Origin of the sequence: Flavobacterium sp. 1355 (genome assembly GCF_017833415.1) — a bacterium.
In the GTDB taxonomy this organism is placed as follows: Bacteria; Bacteroidota; Bacteroidia; order Flavobacteriales; family Flavobacteriaceae; genus Flavobacterium.
This window is the reverse complement of sequence record NZ_JAFICC010000008.1, coordinates 212841-232307: the sequence shown is the minus strand read 5'-3', so window position 1 is coordinate 232307 and position 19467 is coordinate 212841. Positions and strand designations below refer to the sequence as shown.

Sequence of the window (19467 nt, the reverse complement as noted above, 5' to 3'; positions counted from 1 at the left end):
CTTATTCCCTTTTCTTTTCCAAAACCATATTCGTCAATTTGCAAAGCGAAATCAGATTCCCTTCTTCATCGGTAATTTTAATTTCCCAGAGATGGATACTTCTTCCTTTGTGAATAATTTTTGCGGTTCCAAATACAAAACCTTCACGAATACTTTTTAGGTGATTTGCCGAGATTTCAATTCCGCGGACTTCCTGTGCTTTTGGATCTATAAAAAAATGTGATGCAGCACTGCCAACACTTTCGGCCAAAGCTACTGAAGCACCTCCGTGCAGCAATCCCATTGGCTGATGAACTGAAGGGTTTACTGGCATTTTTGCAACCAAAAAGTCTTCACCAGCATCTATATATTCGATTTTCAGCGTTTCCATTAAGGTGTTTTTTGAAAAATCGTTGCAGTATGCTATAATTTGTTCTTTTGTATAATTCATTATGATAAACTTTAAAATCGTAAAATTAAAGAAAAGATGAGATACAAATCGAAAATAGATTTAAAATTAAAAATCATCTTACAAACAAATTAGTTTTTTCCTATTTTTACAAAAACATTAATTTTGATCTGTTGCAGGGAAGATTTTTTTATGCCACAGATTTCACAGATTGTTGGAGATTATTTTTTTTACGTATTATGCAAAAATAATTCTAATCTTTTAATCTGTTGCAGAGAGATTTTTTATGCCAAAGATTTCACAGATTGTCACAGATTAATTTTATGCGTTATGCGAAAATAATTCTAATCTTTTAATCTGTTGCGAAGAGATTTTTTTATGCCAAAGATTTCACAGATTGTCACAGATTATTTTTTTTACGTATTATGCAAAAATAATTCTAATCTTTTAATCTGTTGCAGAGAGATTTTTTTATGCCACAGATTTCACAGATTGTCACAGATTAATTTTTTATGCGTTATGCGAAAATAATTCTAATCTTTTAATCTGTTGCAGAGAGATTTTTTATGCCAAAGATTTCACAGATAATCGGAGATTAATTTTTTATGCATTATGCAAAAAATCATTCTAATGCTTTTAATCTGTGGCAGAGAAGATTTTTTATGCCACAGATTTCACAGATAGTCAGAGATTAATTTTTTATGCATCATGCAAAAATCATTCTAATCCTTTTAATCTGTGGCAAAACATAAACATATTCAAAATGCGCCAATACTTTGTACTCTTTATTTTTGGGATTCTTTTAGCCGTCAGTTCATGCCGTACTGATTTTGATACAGTTGCCAGTTCCGGAAATTTAAAGTTCTCAAGAGACACTGTTTATTTGGATACCGTTTTTAAAAATATTGGTTCAAGCACCTACCAGCTTAAAGTTTATAATGATAGTAAAGAAGATATTTCTATTCCCGTTATCCAGCTTAAAAAAGGATTAAATTCAAAATACCGAATGACGGTTGACGGAATGAGCGGAAACAACGGAAAAATATTCAATAATATAACGCTTCTGGCAAAAGACAGTTTGTATGTTTTTATAGAAACCACTGCCGATATCACAGACGCCGATCCTGTCGATTTTTTATATACTGATGAAATAGAATTTGACAGCGGGGCCAATCTTCAAAAAGTCGCTCTGGTTACTTTAATTCAGGATGCCGTTTTTTTATATCCAAAACAAAATCCCGACGGCACCAAAGAAAAAATTCAGATCGATGGTAAAGAAACAGATGGTTTTTATTTGGATGAAAATGATGCTGTTAACGGAAACGAACTCCTTTTTACAAATGATAAACCGTATGTTATTTACGGATTTGCAGGCGTTCCTGAAAATAAAACCGCAACATTTGAAGCCGGATCGAGAGTATTTTTTCATGCTAATTCCGGTCTTTTTGTAGATAAAAATGCTTCATTAAAAATAAACGGAGAAGTTTCTGCAACCGAAAAATTAGAAAATGAAGTTGTTTTTGAAGGCGACCGCTTAGAACCTCTTTATTCTGATATTCCGGGACAATGGAATTCTGTTATTTTGTCTGACGGAAGTGCAAATCATTCCATAAATCATCTGACTTTAAAGAATGCAAAAATCGGCTTATCTATTAAAAATCAGACTGCAACAACTATTCAAATCAAAAACACACAAATTTACAACTGTTCTCAATATGGCATTTTAGCTCAAAATTCGCGAATCAATGGAGAAAATCTCGTGATCAATTATTCAGGTTTAGCCAGCTTATCTTGCGTTTATGGTGGAGATTACAGTTTTACGCATTCTACTTTTTACAACAATTGGCCAAATAGCGAACATTTTGCCGTTAACATAAGCAACAAACTGTCAGGTGCAACTCCCGAAACCCAGGATCTGACTCAGGCTACCTTTAATAATTGTATTATTTATGGTTCCAGTACAAATGAATTTAATTTAGACAAAAGCACCAATGCTCAATTTGTATATCAGCTAAATAATTGTTTGCTGAAATTTAGCAGTTCAAGTACAAATCCCGATTATCAGTTTAAAAATGATGCGGTTCATTACAACCAAATTATTTTAAATGAAAACCCGAAATTTTATAATGTTTCTCAGAATAAATTTAATATTGATAATACTTCTGCCGCTTTCGCGAAAGGAAATCAGGCGTATCTAATTCCGACAGATATTTTAGGAATTACACGGACTTTACCTCCAGATTTGGGTGCTTATCAGAGTGCTGTTTTTCCAAAGTAAAGGTTTGTCAAAAGGCACTAAGTCGCTAAGTTTTTTTTAACGATGATTACGCATATTGTCATTTCGACGAAGGAGAAATCTTCGCAAGTTCTACACAGCAAATCACCAATCTTGTCGAGCTTCGCGAGAAGATTTCTCCTTCGTCGAATGACATAAAAAGAACAGAATACTTTTTAATATTTTAATCTCTGGCTATAATAAACTTTGTGACTTAGCGCATTCGTAGCAAAAATCTCAACCTAAAAATAATTATTTCTTAACTCCGCGTATTCATAAAAGTAGTAAATTCGATACAATTACTAAATTAAGATTCTTAAAATCAATTTAGTATGCAACCAAATCTTAAACTATTTTTATGAAAAAACTCTACTCTTTTTTCTTTTTATTCGTTATAACGGCAGGCTTTGCCCAAATTCCGAGTGGTTACTACAACACTGCAACCGGAACAGGTTATAGCTTAAAAACACAATTGTACAACATCATTAAAGATCACACCAATAATGGTTATGCAGGATTGTACACTACTTATCTAACTTCTGATGTTGATAATTTTTATGAAAATGACGGAACAATTTTAGACATGTATTCTGAAAATCCATCCGGAACAGATCCTTACACCTATACCACGGGAACAACACAGCGTTGTGGTACTTATTCTGTAGAGGGCGATTGTTATAACAGAGAGCATATTATTCCGCAATCTGTATTTAATGAGCAATCTCCAATGGTTGCCGATGCGCATTTTATAACACCAACAGACGGAAAAGTAAACGGAATCCGTTCCAATTATCCGCACGGAACTGTAAGTTCTGCAACGTATACTTCTCAAAACGGAAGCAAATTGGGATCAAGTGCTGTTTCCGGATATTCAGGAACTGTTTTTGAACCTGTAAACGCTTTTAAAGGTGATATTGCCAGAATGTATTTTTACTTTGCAACCCGTTATGAAAATACGGTTTCAGGCTATTCTTTTCCGATGTTTGATGGTTCAGCCAACAAAGTATTTACAACTGCATTCTTAAATGTTCTTTTGGCGTGGCATGCCCAGGATCCTGTAAGTGCAAGAGAAATTGCAAGAAATAATGCTATTTATGCTCGTCAAAATAACCGAAATCCATATATTGATCATCCGGAATATGTGAACCAGATTTGGGGTGGTACTTCTTCTACAGATACTCAGGCACCTACTGCTCCGGCAAGTCTGGTTTCTACAACAAAAACTTCGACATCAATTACAGTTGCCTGGAATGCTTCTACAGACAATGTTGGTGTAACAGGTTATAATGTTTATGCAAACAACGTTTTAAAAACGACAGTTTCTACATTAACAGCAACTATTACTGGTTTAACAGCTTCTACAACTTATACTATTTATGTAAAGGCAAAAGACGCTGCCGGAAATACTTCTGCTTCAGGCAATACTATTTCGGTTACCACAAACAGCGGTGGCGGCACAGGAACTGCAACAGATTTACTTTTCTCTGAGTATATTGAAGGATCCGGAAATAACAAAGCGCTGGAAATTGCAAACAACACAGGAAGTTCTGTAAGCTTATCAGGTTACACTATTAAAAAACAAACAAATGGTGCAGGTACATGGAGTACTGGTTTGGCTTTAAGCGGAACTTTAACAACCGGAAGCAAATTTGTAATTGTAAATAGTTTGATTTCATCTGCCTGTTTTTCTACAAGTGCAGCCAATATTTCGACTACAGCAACAGAATTGGCTTTTAATGGTAATGACGCTGTAGGTTTATTTAAAAACGGGGTTTTAATCGATATCATAGGGACTTTTAATGGCGGAACATCCAATTTTGCTATCGATGTTACTTTAAGAAGAAAATCGACTGTAACTTCTCCAAGTACTTCTTTTAATTTGAGTACACAATGGGATTCGTATACAAGCGATACGTGCAACAATCTGGCTAGTAAAACAGCAATAGCGGTAAAAGAAGAACTGGTTTCTGATTCTGATGAAATCATAATTTATCCAAATCCTTCTGATGGAAATTTTAATATTGAATTTGGCAATTCTGATATTCCCTATTCCATTGAAATCATTTCATTTTCCGGACAAAAAGTTTTCGAGAAACAAAATGCGGCTTCTTCTGAAGTTTCGGTTCAAAATCTTCCTTCCGGAATCTATATTATTAAAATCATAAAAGGGGAAAAAACATCGTTTAAGAAGATCATAATTAATTAAAAATTAGATTATCCAGAACTAAAAAGCGGCAAAGTGCCGCTTTTTTTTGTTTCGGTGAAAGAATTTTCACGATAATGATTTTTTTGTGTATTCCAAAGTTTCGTAAATTTTGCAGATTTGTTTTTAAGAGATGGATAAAATTATGATGTTTTGATTTTGAATTATTTTCTCTGGATTTTAATTTTTAAGTACAGATTTTCAGATGTGGCAAATCATATTACGGATGCTATTTTAATAAATCTGCGAAATTTATAATAGCCGAAAAAACCTTTGATTTTGCGTCTTTTTGGTAGAAAAAATGCAAGAAAAAAGCATCTTTATTTTTTTTTAAAAGAGATGGTTTTCAAATTTGCGCTTACTATTTATTTACACTAAATTTGCACCTCAATACAACAAACTACACAAATGATCCATTTCTTTGAAAACCAAAGCAAAACTGTTTTTGCCGTACAAACGCAAAACGAAATTTCAGCTCAAGACATTTCAAAATTAAACTGGCTTTTTGCCGACTCTAATAAGATCGAAAAATCCGCACTGACGGGTTTTTTTGTTGGCCCTCGCGCCACTATGATCACACCCTGGAGTACGAATGCTGTAGAAATCACTCAAAATATGGGTGTTCCGGGCATTATCAGAATTGAAGAATTTCACCCGGCAACGGAAGATTTCAATGATTTTGACCCGATGCTTTTCCAAAAATTTAATGAATTAGATCAGGAAATTTTTACGATCAACATTCAGCCTGAGCCAATTTTGGAAATCGATGATATTGCCACTTACAATAAAGTTGAAGGTTTGGCTTTGAGTGAAGAAGAAGTTGAATACTTAAATAATCTTGCTGTAAAACTGGGAAGAAAGTTAACTGATTCTGAAATCTTTGCTTTCTCTCAGGCAAATTCAGAACACTGCCGTCACAAAATTTTTAACGGAACTTTTGTTATTGACGGTCAGGAAAAAGAAACTTCTCTTTTCAAATTAATCAAAAAAACATCACAAGAAAATCCTAACGATATCGTGTCTGCTTACAAAGACAACGTTGCTTTTGTAAAAGGACCAAGAGTGCAGCAGTTTGCACCAAAAACTGCCGACAAGCCTGACTATTATGAGATAAAAGAATTTGATTCGGTTTTATCCCTAAAAGCAGAAACACACAATTTCCCAACAACAGTTGAACCTTTCAACGGAGCGGCAACAGGTTCAGGAGGAGAAATTCGTGACCGTTTGGCTGGTGGACAGGGTTCTTTGCCATTGGCAGGAACTGCAGTTTATATGACTTCTTACTCTCGTTTAAAATCCTTCGACTCCTCTCAGGACGATAGAAAATGGGAAAACGCTGTTGAAGAAAGAAAATGGCTGTACCAAACCCCAATGGATATTTTAATCAAAGCTTCAAACGGAGCTTCTGATTTTGGAAATAAATTCGGGCAGCCGCTTATTACAGGTTCAGTTTTAACTTTCGAACATTCAGAAAACGACCGTAAAATTGGTTACGATAAGGTAATCATGCAGGCGGGTGGAATTGGTTACGGAAAACTAGATCAGGCAATCAAAAAGAAACCACAAGAAGGCGACAAAATCGTAATCTTAGGTGGAGAAAATTATAGAATTGGAATGGGCGGTGCTGCGGTTTCCTCTGCAGATACCGGAGCTTTTGGTTCAGGAATCGAATTAAATGCCATTCAGCGTTCAAATCCAGAAATGCAAAAACGTGCTGCAAACGCCATTCGTGGTTTGGTAGAAAGCGACAATAATCCGATTGTTTCTATTCACGATCACGGTGCGGGCGGACACTTAAACTGTCTTTCTGAATTGGTGGAAGAAACCGGAGGTTTGATCGATTTGGACAAATTACCGGTTGGAGATCCAACACTTTCGGCAAAAGAAATTATTGGTAATGAATCTCAGGAAAGAATGGGATTGGTTATTGGTCAAAAAGATATTGATACATTACAAAGAATTGCCGACAGAGAGCGTTCACCAATGTATCAGGTTGGAGATGTAACGGGAGATCACCGTTTTACTTTTCAATCGCAATCAAATGGTTCAAAACCGATGGATTATGCTTTAGAGGATTTCTTCGGAAGTTCTCCAAAAACGGTTATGAACGATAAAACGATTGATAGAAAATATGCTGCTGTTTCTTATGACACAGCAAACTTCGAAAGTTATTTAAAAGATGTTTTACGTTTAGAAGCAGTTGCCTCAAAAGACTGGTTAACAAACAAAGTAGACCGTTGTGTGGGTGGTAAAGTTGCCAAACAACAATGTGCAGGACCTTTGCAATTGCCTTTGAATAATGTTGGGGTTATGGCACTGGATTATTTAGGTAAAGAAGGAATCGCAACTTCTATTGGCCACGCTCCTATTGCGGCTTTGATTGATCCGGTTGCAGGAAGCAGAAATGCTATTGCAGAATCGTTGTCAAACATTATCTGGGCGCCAATTAAAGATGGTTTAAAAGGTATTTCACTTTCTGCCAACTGGATGTGGGCTTGTAAAAACGAAGGTGAAGACGCTCGTTTGTACGCTGCTGTTGAAGGCTGTTCTGAATTTGCAATTGAATTGGGAATCAATATTCCGACAGGAAAAGATTCACTTTCGATGAAGCAAAAATATCCAAATGACGAGGTAATCGCGCCGGGAACGGTTATTATTTCGGCTGGTGGAAACTGTACAGACATTAGAAAAGTAGTTGAGCCTGTTTTACAAAGAGACGGAGATTCAATTTACTATATCAATTTGTCTCAGGATGATTTCAAATTAGGAGGTTCTTCTTTTGCACAAATCAGAAATACAATCGGAAACGAAACTTCTACTATAAAAGACGCTTCTTTCTTCAAAAATGCTTTTAATACCATTCAGGAATTAATCGGCGAAAGCCAAATTTTAGCAGGTCACGATATCGGAAGCGGTGGATTGATTACTACTTTATTAGAAATGTGTTTTGCAGATGTGAATTTGGGTGCAAAAATTGATTTCTCAGCTTTCGCAGAAAAAGATTTATTGAAAATTCTTTTCGCAGAAAACATCGGAATCGTTTTCCAGGCAAAATCTGATGCAATTGTTGAAGCGAAATTAAGTGCAAACAATATAGAATTCTTCAAAATTGGTTCAGTTCAGGAAACAGCAATTTTGGAATTTGGAGTATATAAATTGGATATTCCAACTTACAGAGATATTTGGTTTGAAACTTCTTATTTATTAGATCAAAAACAATCTAAAAACGGAACGGCAAAAGCGCGTTTTGAAAACTATAAAAATCAGGTTTTAAATTATACTTTCCCAGCTCACTTTACGGGTAAAGCTCCTGTAATTGATGCGTCTAAACCAAGACCAAAAGCAGCTATTATTCGTGAAAAAGGAAGTAATTCTGAACGTGAAATGGCAAATGCAATGTACCTTGCCGGATTTGACGTAAAAGACGTTCACATGACTGATTTAATTTCTGGTCGTGAAACACTTGAAGATATTCAGTTTATTGGTGCAGTTGGAGGATTCTCTAACTCAGATGTTTTAGGTTCTGCAAAAGGCTGGGCCGGCGCTTTCTTATACAACGAAAAAGCAAAAACAGCTTTGGATAATTTCTTTAAAAGAGAAGATACTTTATCTGTTGGAATCTGTAATGGCTGTCAATTATTTATGGAATTAGAAGTTATTAATCCGGAGCATGAAGTACACGGAAAAATGCTTCATAACGATAGTAACAAACACGAAAGTATTTTTACTTCTGTGAAAATTCAGGAAAACAATTCGGTTATGTTGTCTACTTTGGCCGGAACTACATTAGGAGTTTGGGTTTCTCACGGAGAAGGAAAATTCAACTTACCAATGGGTGAAGAAAACTACAATATTGTTTCGAAATACGCTTACGAAGGATATCCTGCAAATCCAAATGGTTCGCATTACGACGTAGCGATGATGTGCGATAAAACCGGAAGACATTTGGTTACGATGCCTCATATTGAGCGTTCGACTTTCCAATGGAACTGGGCATATTATCCAAAAGACAGAAATGACGAGTTTACACCTTGGCATGAAGCTTTTATCAACGCCAGAAAATGGATTGAGAAAAACTAATCTTAGTTTTCATTATATAAGATGCCCCGACCATAACGGCCGGGGCATTTTTTTTAATAATAGCAAACAATTAAGTGCTTGCTATTATTAAATTCTGATAAAAAAAATAACAAAAAATCTATTTTTACAAGGCATTTTTTGCCTGATATCGAAATGTTTGAAAAAAAGTTTATTCTTGTAATCCGGATTCTTTTTTTTATCAATATTTAAACTATATTCGCCATAAAGTTTATGCCACAGAACTTTTAAAACCGAAAACGCTAAATCCTACAAGAATGAAAACCTTAAAAGCATTTCTCCTTTTTGCATTATTTTTTATTGCTGCACAATCACATTCACAGTCATTAGCCCCTGAGGATATTAAAATAGATAAGATCACTTATAAAGGGCGTGAACGCTATATTACCACTACAATTCCGTATCCGATACAGGGAACTTTTCTTCCGATTGGAAAAAAAGAACCTAGCACAGTTTTAAATCCCGACGGGACCGGGGTTATCCAGGACGAAGATTTAAGCAAAAGAAAGATGAACTGGGGAGTTGAATGCAGTGAAGAAGGAGTTGCTATTTTCAAGGAAGGTTTCAATAGTGCCTCTTATACTTTTTGGTACAGAACAACCGACAGCGACGAATGGAATTACACACAGCTTTCTATACATTTTGTCAAGAAAAAAATGTTTCTGATGGGCGAAAGGGTAAAAACATACGAGGATTATAATGTACAATAGTATATTGAGGGGTAGATAATTTATAAATTTCTTGGTTTTTTGAAATTTTACTACAAAAAAGAAAACGTTTTCGTAGAATTTTGACAGTAGTTATAATTTTTCCCATAAAATTCTATAAAACTAGAAATCGTACCTAATTTTTATTTAATTTGCAATAAAATTCAATATATTAAACATGGTTTCAATCACACGCCTTTTTGATTTTCCTTATTATCAACAAGAATCTTATAATCTTCCGGTTGCTTTGGCAACTAAAAAAAACGGAGTTTGGGAAAAAACATCTAGCGAGGAATATATTGCTAAAGCAAATGCTGTTTCGAGAGCATTATTGCGCATGGGCGTTCAGAAAGATGATAAAATTGCATTAATCACTTCTACTAACCGCACAGAGTGGAATATCATGGATATTGGTATTTTGCAGACAGGCGCACAAAACGTTCCGATTTATCCAACAATTGCCGAAGAAGATTACGAATATATTTTGAACCACAGCGGCAGTATTTATTGTTTTGTTTCGGATACCGAAGTACTGCAAAAAGTAAATGCCATAAAAGCCAACGTACCTACTCTAAAAGAGGTATTTTCTTTTGATGAAATTGCAGGCTGCAAACACTGGACAGAATTATTGACTCTGGGCGCAGACGAAAGCAATCAGGCCGAAGTAGAAGCCAAAAAAGACAGTATTCACACAGATGATTTGGCTACTATAATCTATACATCCGGAACTACCGGAAAACCAAAAGGGGTTATGCTGTCTCACAAAAACATTGTTTCGAATGTTTTGGACAGTGCACCAAGAATTCCTTTTGATGCAGGAAACAGTACAGCATTGAGCTTCCTGCCTATTTGCCATATTTTTGAAAGAATGATTTTGTATATCTATCAATATTATGGTGTTTCGGTTTATTTTGGAGAATCTATCGAAAAAATTAGTGATAACTTAAAAGAAGTTCAGCCTACTGTAATTACAGCTGTGCCAAGACTTCTGGAGAAAGTTTACGATAAAATTTATGCCAAAGGCGGTGAATTAACCGGTATTAAGAAAAAACTGTTTTTCTGGGCTATTGATTTAGGTTTAAAATACGAACCTTACGGAGCCAATGGTTTCTGGTATGAATTTCAACTAAAAATTGCCCGCAAACTTATTTTCAGTAAATGGAAAGAAGGTTTGGGAGGAAAACTGGACTTGATGGTTTCAGGAAGTGCTGCTTTACAGCCACGATTAACAAGGGTTTTTGCTGCAGCAGAAATTCCGGTTATGGAAGGTTACGGTTTGTCTGAAACATCGCCGGTAATTGCCGTAAACGATCAAAGAAACAAAGGTTTTAAAATTGGAACTGTTGGAAAAGTAATTCGAAATGTCGAAGTAAAAATTGCCGAAGACGGTGAAATCCTTTGCAAAGGACCAAACGTAATGTTAGGCTACTATAAAGATGAAGAAAAGACTGCCGAAGCTCTAAAAGACGGTTATTTTCACACTGGAGATATCGGAGAAATTGACAAGGATGGTTTCTTAAAAATTACCGATCGTAAGAAAGAAATGTTCAAAACTTCGGGAGGAAAATATATTGCACCTCAGCTTATTGAAAACGCCATGAAACAATCTCGTTTTATAGAGCAGATTATGGTGATTGGTGAAGGCGAAAAAATGCCGGCTGCTTTTATTCAGCCAAATTTTGAATTTGTAAAAGAATGGGCAAAGTTGCATAACGTAACTTTAGGAAGTTCTAACGAAGAAGTTGTGAAAAACGAAGAAGTTAAAAAACGTATCGACACTGAAATTGAGGAAATCAACAAAAAATTCGGACACTGGGAACAAATCAAACGTTTTGAGTTAACTCCCGATGTTTGGTCTATAGATGGCGGACAACTTACTCCTACACTAAAACTAAAACGTAAAATCATTAAGGAAATCTACAAAGATCTTTACGCTAAAATCTATGGTCAAAATTAAATAAATCAAGATAATATAAACCACGGAAAACGGCTGTCGATTGATGGCCGTTTTTTTTATTGGTAAATTACATGATTTTAGAGCTTTAATTAAAGTAAGAAAAAGCATATATTTACTCTTTGAAAATCAATCTAAATTGTATTTTATCAAATCGACCACGTATTTTACGGATCACAATTTTTTTCATTTTTTTTAAATACCTTTGAATTATGAGCACAGCAACCAAACCAAAACATATAGGCCGAAATATCAGCCGAATGAGAGAGCTTCGCGGTATGAAACAAGAAGCACTGGCGCAGGCAATTGGTACAAACCAGCAAGCTATTTCTGGTATTGAATCGAGCGAAACTGTTGATCCCGCAAAACTTAAAGAAATTGCAAAAGCACTTGGTGTTACCGTTGAAGCAATTGAAAACTTTTCGGAAGAATCTGTTTTTAATTACTTTAATACTTTCTATGATAATAGTGCTAATAATGGTCAGGTAAATGGTCCTAATAATAATTGTACTTTCAATCCTCTTGATAAAGTTGTTGAGCTTTATGAGCGTTTGGTTTTGGTTGAAAGAGAAAAGGTTGAGTATTTGGAGAAACTGTTGGGAGGGAAATAATATTCTTATCTAGTTTATATATGAAATGCGCAAAAGTGATTTTGCGCATTTTTTTGTAAAATTAGATTAGATCTAATATACTTTCATAATTTATAATCTTGTTTATTGAATCTTGTTTGTCTATATTTTTCTCTATAAAAAAGACTTCATAAAACAAATTTTAATTTTTTGATGGCCTTTTTTTAAACTTACTTAAATCCACAATACCAACCACCTTAGGCTTAGGTAATTGTGGGAAATTACTTTTTAAAGTTTCTTTTTCAATATTAGCGTCTAATTTTATTGTGTTACTTTTTATTTTACCAGACAATTTAGAGTCATTTTGAAAAATACGATCATTTTTACTTTCCTTTGAAACTTCAATCTTCTCTTTTTCTAATCTTTTTACTGACCAAGCCTGTAATCCATCATATCTAAAGCTAACATAGAATTTAACATTTGTGGTTTCATCTTTGCCTTTCTCAAATTTTCCGACTATAGGTACAAAGAAAGCTTCTAATCCACATTTCAATTTAATTCTTCCCTTTTGTCTATCATCAATTGTTATGATTGTACCTTCCACTTCTTGAAGTTTAGAATCATCTTCAAAAAGTTTAGATCCTTCATTTTTCATTGATCCTAATTCGACATAATTTAAAATCTTTTTTGACCCAGTTCCAACCCCATACCACTCAAAATTAAATTTGTCATTCGTTGTAATTTCTTTACATTCTTGTATATATCCTATTGCTTTATTCAACTGAATTTCATTTAGCGCTTCCCCTCTTTCAATTAATGCAATTGCATTAAAAACATAATTATAGTATGTTGCTTCTAAGTGAGAAATTCTATTTTGCCCACTATTATCATACCAAATTTTTATCTTATTTATTACATCTTCCAAGCTCACAAAAACAGAATTATATCTAATGCATTGCAACCAAATCCTATAATTACTTGATACATCAGGCTGATCATGTATATTACTTTCAATGACCTTCAAAATTTCTCTTCTCTCATATTCACTAATTAAGGTCCATGCAAATTTAAGTTTTTTCATATCTCCATTAACTTTACTTGCTAAAGTTGAAGTTACAAACATCTTTCTAAAGTAGGGCCTGCTACTATTGTGGCCAGATTCCGATAATTTCTTATACTTATCAATAGATTTTGTGATGTCTCCCAATAACTTAAAAGTCTTTGCTTCTCCATCTTCAATCATATTTCTTGCTTTATTCATATGTTTTGCATTATCCATATCTGTAGACAATTCAATTATATAATTTGCTTCTTCTATTAATTCTAGAATTTTATTTAATTGATTTTCGTACCAAATATTTTCACGCGATGTCAAAAATGTATTAATAGATGCAGTTGGATATAGTTTTTCCTTTGCGAAATTTATTACTTTAATTAACATTTGAATTTCTGCTGTGTGACAATGTAAATTATCAGATCTAATTTCTTTACTACTTGTAAAGTAATTTTGCGCCTCTTCTGTTTCACTCTTTAACCAATGAAAAAAACTTTCAAAATCTGAAGTATCTAAATTATAACTATTATTCAATTTAAATTCTATAGTTTTTCTATTGCACATCCCTTTTAGATGCCAAAGGTTATAATCATTTTGCCCTAAATATATGGCTTCTGAGATTTCAACTTTTGCGAGATCTAAATCCTCTTGACTTTCTTGTTTTTCAAACAAAAATCTGCCAAAATGAGCTCTATAATGAGCTTCATTAGGGTAACTTTTAGTTAAATTTTGAAATATTAATTTTTGTTGATTAGAATCTTTAACATCATTAATAAGCTGTGAAAATTTATTATTTTGAACATTATCATCTATATTATCCAATCCAATTACATCTTCATTATTTCTTAGTAAAAACATTTTTTTAAAAGCTATTCGAACTTCGTCAATTAAAAATTCATTACTTTCTCTGCAGTCATTAATAAATTTATTACTCCATTCACTTAAAAACTCCTTCCAATTACCACTCTCGGAAGTATCAAGTGATACCCCAATAATTAATTTAGCAAACTGATTAAATCGAGGACGCCAAAACCCATTATAATCTCCACTATCATCCCTTTCTCTTATCAATAATTTATTTATTATTGCATTATAATTCAATTCTTTAGCTAAAGAATTATTTATAAATTTCTTATAAAACCAAAACTCAGATGTAGAACTTTGTGTATAATAGTAATATAAGCAAGTATATACTATAAACTCCTTTTGATTTTGTGGTATTTCATATAAATATGTTTTTATATAATCTTTAATTTTATCTTTAGAAAACTCATCTTCAAATGCTGTTAATGAAAAATCAATAACCTCACATTCAGAAGGTTGATTGTTTTTTAACAATGCTACATATTTTTCTCGAGTTGGAATATTAAGACTAAACTTATTAACAAAACGATCTCTTTCATCAATGGTAGCCATAGAATCTTTAAGATAAACTTCCGACGGCTTACTTTTAGACGTCAAGGTTTTGTTGTAATATCTTTGTAAATACAAATAAACAATATGCTTCTTTGCAGCATTATTTTCTCTTATTAGAGAATTAAGATCATTTACATTAACATTATGTGATTCAACAACAGCTAAAATAGGCTTTTTTGTTAGTTCAGATAAATTAAATAACCCTTGACTTGTTACACTCCTCTTATAACTATTTATCAATACAACAGGATATTTATCTTTTAAATTAAATGCAATCTTTCTAGAAAGTGTTGTACCGCCACTACCTGGATTATGAAACAATTCGATAATTGGTCCCTTACTACTTTGCTTATTTAAATATGTTTCCACTTTATCAAAAGCTTCTTTTTCAATATCTCTTCTAACTTCAATTTCGTTTGCTAACTCATCCCATTGAATAACGCCTCCTTTATAAAAAGATAATGAATCCTCATCATCAGTAACTAAATTATGAATTGATTTATGCAAAATTTCAATATCTTTATCTAAAAATGACAAATAATAATCTTTAATATCGATAAAAATGTCATTATCATCTTTCTTCGCTGGGATTTGAATAGATTTAATATCTAAGTTTTTTGATTCAATAGATGAATTTATTGATTGTAGAAAATTAATAATAGAAAAATTAGATATAATTATATTATCAAATTTTTCGGTAAGTGAATAAAATTTATCTTCATCATCAGTTAGAATTATAATATTTAATAATTTTTCGGGATAACGATCCGAAATTACTTCAACAATTTTTTCAATATAATGAACTTCATCATACAAAATAATTACGTTTAATTTTGATTGACTTGATTGATTAATGAACTCTTCAATGATTTGTTCTAATAATGTAATATATTTTTTAGTTCTCCATTCTTTATAATTACTGACAAGAGAAGTTGAAATATCAGAAATACCACTAGCAAAGAACCAATTTGTACTATGTTTTGATGAACTAACAATATTCTTTTGGTTAATCTGCTCAATTGTAATTGGCCTCAAGCTCCTAGTTACATTCCCTACAAATGCATTGAAAAGACCATCATTCTTAGAATTAATGTCGAAATCAAAGATGATATTCCAATTAATTTTAGATAATATAATTAATTGTTCTTGTGATAAATCTTTAAAATTGGATGGAGAAATTAAAAAATTTTGTGTAGTCGAGCTAAAATTATCACAAATATCAGTAATATAACTCCAATTATTATCTTGTATTAATGTCTCATCATTAATTTCCAAACTATCAATAACGCTAATTATACTTTGTGGAAGATCTAAGATAAGTTTTTCTTTCCAGAACCAAATCAATATTTTTTTTAAAACTACCAGACAGAATTCAATATCATGGGGATTTGTTATTGATTCTTGATATGTGTTATCATGAGAGCCTTTATTAGTATAAGCTCGTAAATCTTCAAATTTATGGTACAAATTATCATTTGATTTAATCTTACGACTAAACCATCTATGAATTTTACAAGTATCAATTAGAGTAAAAAGATCTAATGACTTTGGATTACTATTTATAGAAAAGTCTGTATTTTTAATATTACCGTTAATAATTTTAAAACCATCAATATCACCCTTTTGTTTTAAAATAATAATTTTACACATTGCTTCACATCCTTTACGAATATAAGGTAATGCACTATCATTTTGCAATTTAGCATGCTTAAATGCATTTAAAACATGTATTATTAAATCATTCGTTTTCTCTTCTATTTTTGATGCCATAATTTTTTATATTTTTTTTTAATATAGTGTTAATTCATTTCAGTAAAAAAAACTAAGTTTCAATACAATTTATTATTTTAGTTACTTTTTAAATTCAATTTTAATTACTAGCCCTATATAAACTAATAACTTTTAATCATTATTAAATAGGTGCAAATTTAAATAACACAAAAATCTTAAACCTCAGTAAAAGTACCTGATTTAAAAGTCAAATAAATAAAATATTTAAAACAATACTTAACATGTTATAGAACCTGTTAGGAAATGCTAAATTCTAAAAAAGATTTTAGCATTCCTCGTTGTTTCCTCCGCAACTACAATCCCCGAAACTCCTTTAAACTGCGCCACAGTCGCCGCAACAAAAGGCAGAAAAGCAGGTTCGCAACGGCGTTCGTGGTATTTCATCAAAAGATTATTTGGTGTGTTTTTTGGGAGCATGAAGGGTGCATCGGTTTCGATCATCATTCGGTCAACCGGTACGTATTGAATTACTTCTTTTAAATGATCAAAACGTTTGCTGTCTGAAATCGCACCGGTAAAACCGAGATAAAATCCGTTATCGAGATAGGTCTTGGCTTCGGGCAAAGTTCCGGTAAAACAATGCACAACGGCTTTTGGCAATTGTGGCAAATAGTCTTTTGTAATGCTCATAAACTTGGTAAAAGCGGCTCTTTCGTGCAAAAACAAAGGTTTTTGCACTTCTATCGCCAATTCAAGCTGGGCTTTGTAACAGGTTTCCTGAATATTTCTGGGCGAAAAATCACGATCAAAATCGAGTCCGCACTCCCCTACAGAAACTACCTGTTTTTGTTTTAATAAATTTCGCAGTTTCGAGATACTCTGTGCATCAAAACTCTTCGCATCATGCGGGTGAATTCCGGCTGTAGCATATAATATTCCGGGATATTCTTTTGCTATTCGCGATGATTCTTCGCTGTTTCTTACGCTTGTTCCGGTTAGTATCATTTGAGATACGTCGGCATCTAAAGCGTTTTGTACGACATCATCTATGTCGTTTTGGAATTGTTTATTGGTTAGGTTAATTCCTATGTCTATATATGTTTTCATTTTTTTTTAAAGTTGCAAAGGCTCAAAGGGGCAAAGGTTCAGAGGCTTTTCTCTTTGAGTCTTTATTTTTTTTGTTTTTTGCCACTAAGGCACAAAGTTTTCACGTAAAGTTTGTCATTTCGACGGAGGAGAAATCTTCGCAAGTAACTCCGCAACGAGAGTCCAATCTTTGTAGAGCTTCTTGCGAAGATTTCTCCTCCGTCGAAATGACAATATTGGGTCAAATCTTTGTAGATTTCCGAGTGCGATCCTTCTCCCGAAGCCTCGGGATCAGGATGACAAAAAATGAGGATAAATTCTTGCCTCTTTGAACCTAAAAAAAACCTAACAGGTTTTAAAAACCTGTTAGGTTTGCTTAATCCTCTCTACTCCCGTCATCCGCCATTCTCACCAATTTCGGCGTAAACTTTGCTACAACGTCAACCAAATCCTGTTGTGCTTCCATCACTTGGTTGATATCTTTGTAAGCCATTGGGGCTTCGTCAAGACCTGCACCAATAAGCGTAACGCCGTGGTGCTGCAAAATCGATTTCATTTCGTTTTTCGTGATGTTTTTTATGGCTTGGGTTCTGCTCATTTGTCTTCCTGCTCCGTGTGAAGCCGAATTGATGGCGTTCTCTTCACCTTTTCCTCTCACTAAAAATCCAGGCGCTGTCATACTTCCCGGAATGATTCCCATAACGCCTTTTCCGGCCGGAGTGGCACCTTTTCTATGCACGATCACCTCTTCGCCGTTCCAGATTTCTTTCCAGGCAAAATTATGGTGGTTTTCGACTTTGGCTAAAATTGTCGCACCCAAAGCGCGTTCCATTTTGTTATGAATAATCTCATGACAAGCCGAAGCGTAATCTCCCGCCAAATTCATCGCCATCCAATATTCCTGACCCAGTTGTGAGTTCATATCCAGATAAGCCAAATTTTTAGCGGCATCCGGAAGTTTACAAACGTCTTTGGCGATTTTTGTATAATGTCCGGCAATCGTAGCGCCCATTCCGCGCGAACCCGAATGCGTTAACAAGGCGACATACTTTCCTTTCGGAATATTCAAAACTGCATCGTCTTTTGCAAATTCCATGATTCCGAATTCCACAAAGTGATTTCCACCACCCGAAGAACCCAATTGCGACCATGCTTTATCTTTTAAATTCTTCACAAACGGAGTCATATTAAAAGCATCGTTTTCTAAAACCGCGTGATCGGCTTTGTACTGTCCGTGAAAACCGTTGCCCGCTCCAAAAACCGAATGTGCAATTAATTCTCTTTTGAATTTGGCTTCATTTTCAAAGTAAAAATCCTCCGCAATATCATAAACCGATAACGCCATTCTACACCCAATATCAACCCCAACTCCATACGGAATAATGGCATTTTTAGTCGCTAAAACTCCGCCAATTGGCAATCCGTATCCTTGGTGCGCGTCTGGCATTAACGCTCCCGCAATGGTAACCGGCAATTGCATCGCTATTTCCATTTGTTTTCTGGCACCGTCTTCGATATGTTCGGCTCCGTAAGAAGCATACGCATTTGGATTTTGGTTTAAAGCAATAAAATCTTCCGGCTTTTCATTTGCTTTTTCAATCAAAGCAATTGCGAGTTTGCTAAAAATTTTATCGTCTATATGATTTTCCGGAGTTGCAAGAACGTTTTTGAAATTAGCTATCATTTCATCACGTTTCAATCCGTGTCTTTTGCTGTTTATTTTTAAGGCAATCCCGATTATTTTTCCTTCAGGGAATCCTAATTCTAATATATCTGTACCGTTTATTTGTGTTTTCATTTGTTTTATTTTGATAGTGCAAAGGTTGTATTTAACTGCGCAGTTATTTTGCGTAGATTCTTTTTTCTCATTTTATGTCATCCTGATCCCGAGGCTTCGGGAGAAGGACCACACAAGAAGCTCGACAAAGATTGGCGCTCACTGTTGCGGAGCTTCTTGTGTGGTCCTTCGTTCCTCAGGATGACAAG

10 protein-coding genes are annotated in these 19467 nt (G+C 34.0%); 6 read left to right on the top strand and 4 right to left on the bottom strand.

Translation table 11 applies throughout. The features are described from left to right. Position 1 precedes the first annotated feature (1 nt). Positions 2 to 430 (bottom strand): PaaI family thioesterase, encoded by a 429-nt coding sequence (locus tag JOD96_RS12190; RefSeq protein ID WP_209564544.1) that lies wholly within the window; start codon positions 428 to 430, stop codon positions 2 to 4. Between the two features lie 721 nt (positions 431 to 1151). Here JOD96_RS12190 and JOD96_RS12185 point away from each other — a divergent pair. The 6 genes from JOD96_RS12185 to JOD96_RS12160 all read left to right on the top strand — a co-directional run bounded on the left by JOD96_RS12185 (position 1152) and on the right by JOD96_RS12160 (position 12236). Continuing rightward, positions 1152 to 2666: a hypothetical protein gene (locus JOD96_RS12185; protein WP_209564543.1), complete on the top strand. Its 1515-nt coding sequence runs from the start codon at positions 1152 to 1154 to the stop codon at positions 2664 to 2666. 355 nt (positions 2667 to 3021) lie between these two features. Continuing rightward, positions 3022 to 4869: an endonuclease gene (locus tag JOD96_RS12180; protein WP_209564542.1), complete on the top strand. Its 1848-nt coding sequence runs from the start codon at positions 3022 to 3024 to the stop codon at positions 4867 to 4869. Positions 4870 to 5274: 405 nt separating this feature from the next. After that, positions 5275 to 8946, top strand: a complete 3672-nt coding sequence (gene purL, locus JOD96_RS12175) for a phosphoribosylformylglycinamidine synthase (protein WP_209564541.1) — start codon at positions 5275 to 5277, stop codon at positions 8944 to 8946. Positions 8947 to 9221: 275 nt separating this feature from the next. Continuing rightward, positions 9222 to 9674: a hypothetical protein gene (locus tag JOD96_RS12170; protein ID WP_209564540.1), complete on the top strand. Its 453-nt coding sequence runs from the start codon at positions 9222 to 9224 to the stop codon at positions 9672 to 9674. Positions 9675 to 9849: 175 nt separating this feature from the next. Then, positions 9850 to 11628 carry an AMP-dependent synthetase/ligase gene (locus JOD96_RS12165; protein WP_209564539.1) on the top strand — a complete coding sequence of 593 codons (1779 nt, stop codon included), beginning with the start codon at positions 9850 to 9852 and terminating at the stop codon, positions 11626 to 11628. Positions 11629 to 11837: 209 nt separating this feature from the next. Next, positions 11838 to 12236: a helix-turn-helix domain-containing protein gene (locus JOD96_RS12160; protein ID WP_209564538.1), complete on the top strand. Its 399-nt coding sequence runs from the start codon at positions 11838 to 11840 to the stop codon at positions 12234 to 12236. A gap of 160 nt (positions 12237 to 12396) precedes the next feature. Here JOD96_RS12160 and JOD96_RS12155 read toward each other — a convergent pair whose 3' ends face one another. The 3 genes from JOD96_RS12155 to JOD96_RS12145 form a co-directional block, all read right to left on the bottom strand. Then, positions 12397 to 16434, bottom strand: coding sequence for a hypothetical protein (locus JOD96_RS12155; RefSeq protein ID WP_209564537.1), 4038 nt, complete (start codon positions 16432 to 16434; stop codon positions 12397 to 12399). A gap of 267 nt (positions 16435 to 16701) precedes the next feature. Then, positions 16702 to 17502 carry a TatD family hydrolase gene (locus tag JOD96_RS12150; RefSeq protein ID WP_209564536.1) on the bottom strand — a complete coding sequence of 267 codons (801 nt, stop codon included), beginning with the start codon at positions 17500 to 17502 and terminating at the stop codon, positions 16702 to 16704. Positions 17503 to 17857: 355 nt separating this feature from the next. Then, a complete protein-coding gene (locus JOD96_RS12145) occupies positions 17858 to 19279 on the bottom strand; it encodes an RtcB family protein (RefSeq protein WP_209564535.1) in 1422 nt (473 codons plus the stop codon). Positions 19280 to 19467: the final 188 nt, after the last annotated feature.

Excerpts from the sequence above, each read along its gene's own strand:
- JOD96_RS12190 (WP_209564544.1), bottom strand. The coding sequence starts at position 430 with ATGAATTATACAAAAGAACAAATTATAGCATACTGCAACGATTTTTCA.
- JOD96_RS12185 (WP_209564543.1), top strand. The coding sequence starts at position 1,152 with ATGCGCCAATACTTTGTACTCTTTATTTTTGGGATTCTTTTAGCCGTC.
- JOD96_RS12180 (WP_209564542.1), top strand. The coding sequence starts at position 3,022 with ATGAAAAAACTCTACTCTTTTTTCTTTTTATTCGTTATAACGGCAGGC.
- purL (WP_209564541.1), top strand. The coding sequence starts at position 5,275 with ATGATCCATTTCTTTGAAAACCAAAGCAAAACTGTTTTTGCCGTACAA.
- JOD96_RS12170 (WP_209564540.1), top strand. The coding sequence starts at position 9,222 with ATGAAAACCTTAAAAGCATTTCTCCTTTTTGCATTATTTTTTATTGCT.
- JOD96_RS12165 (WP_209564539.1), top strand. The coding sequence starts at position 9,850 with ATGGTTTCAATCACACGCCTTTTTGATTTTCCTTATTATCAACAAGAA.
- JOD96_RS12160 (WP_209564538.1), top strand. The coding sequence starts at position 11,838 with ATGAGCACAGCAACCAAACCAAAACATATAGGCCGAAATATCAGCCGA.
- JOD96_RS12155 (WP_209564537.1), bottom strand. The coding sequence starts at position 16,434 with ATGGCATCAAAAATAGAAGAGAAAACGAATGATTTAATAATACATGTT.
- JOD96_RS12150 (WP_209564536.1), bottom strand. The coding sequence starts at position 17,502 with ATGAAAACATATATAGACATAGGAATTAACCTAACCAATAAACAATTC.
- JOD96_RS12145 (WP_209564535.1), bottom strand. The coding sequence starts at position 19,279 with ATGAAAACACAAATAAACGGTACAGATATATTAGAATTAGGATTCCCT.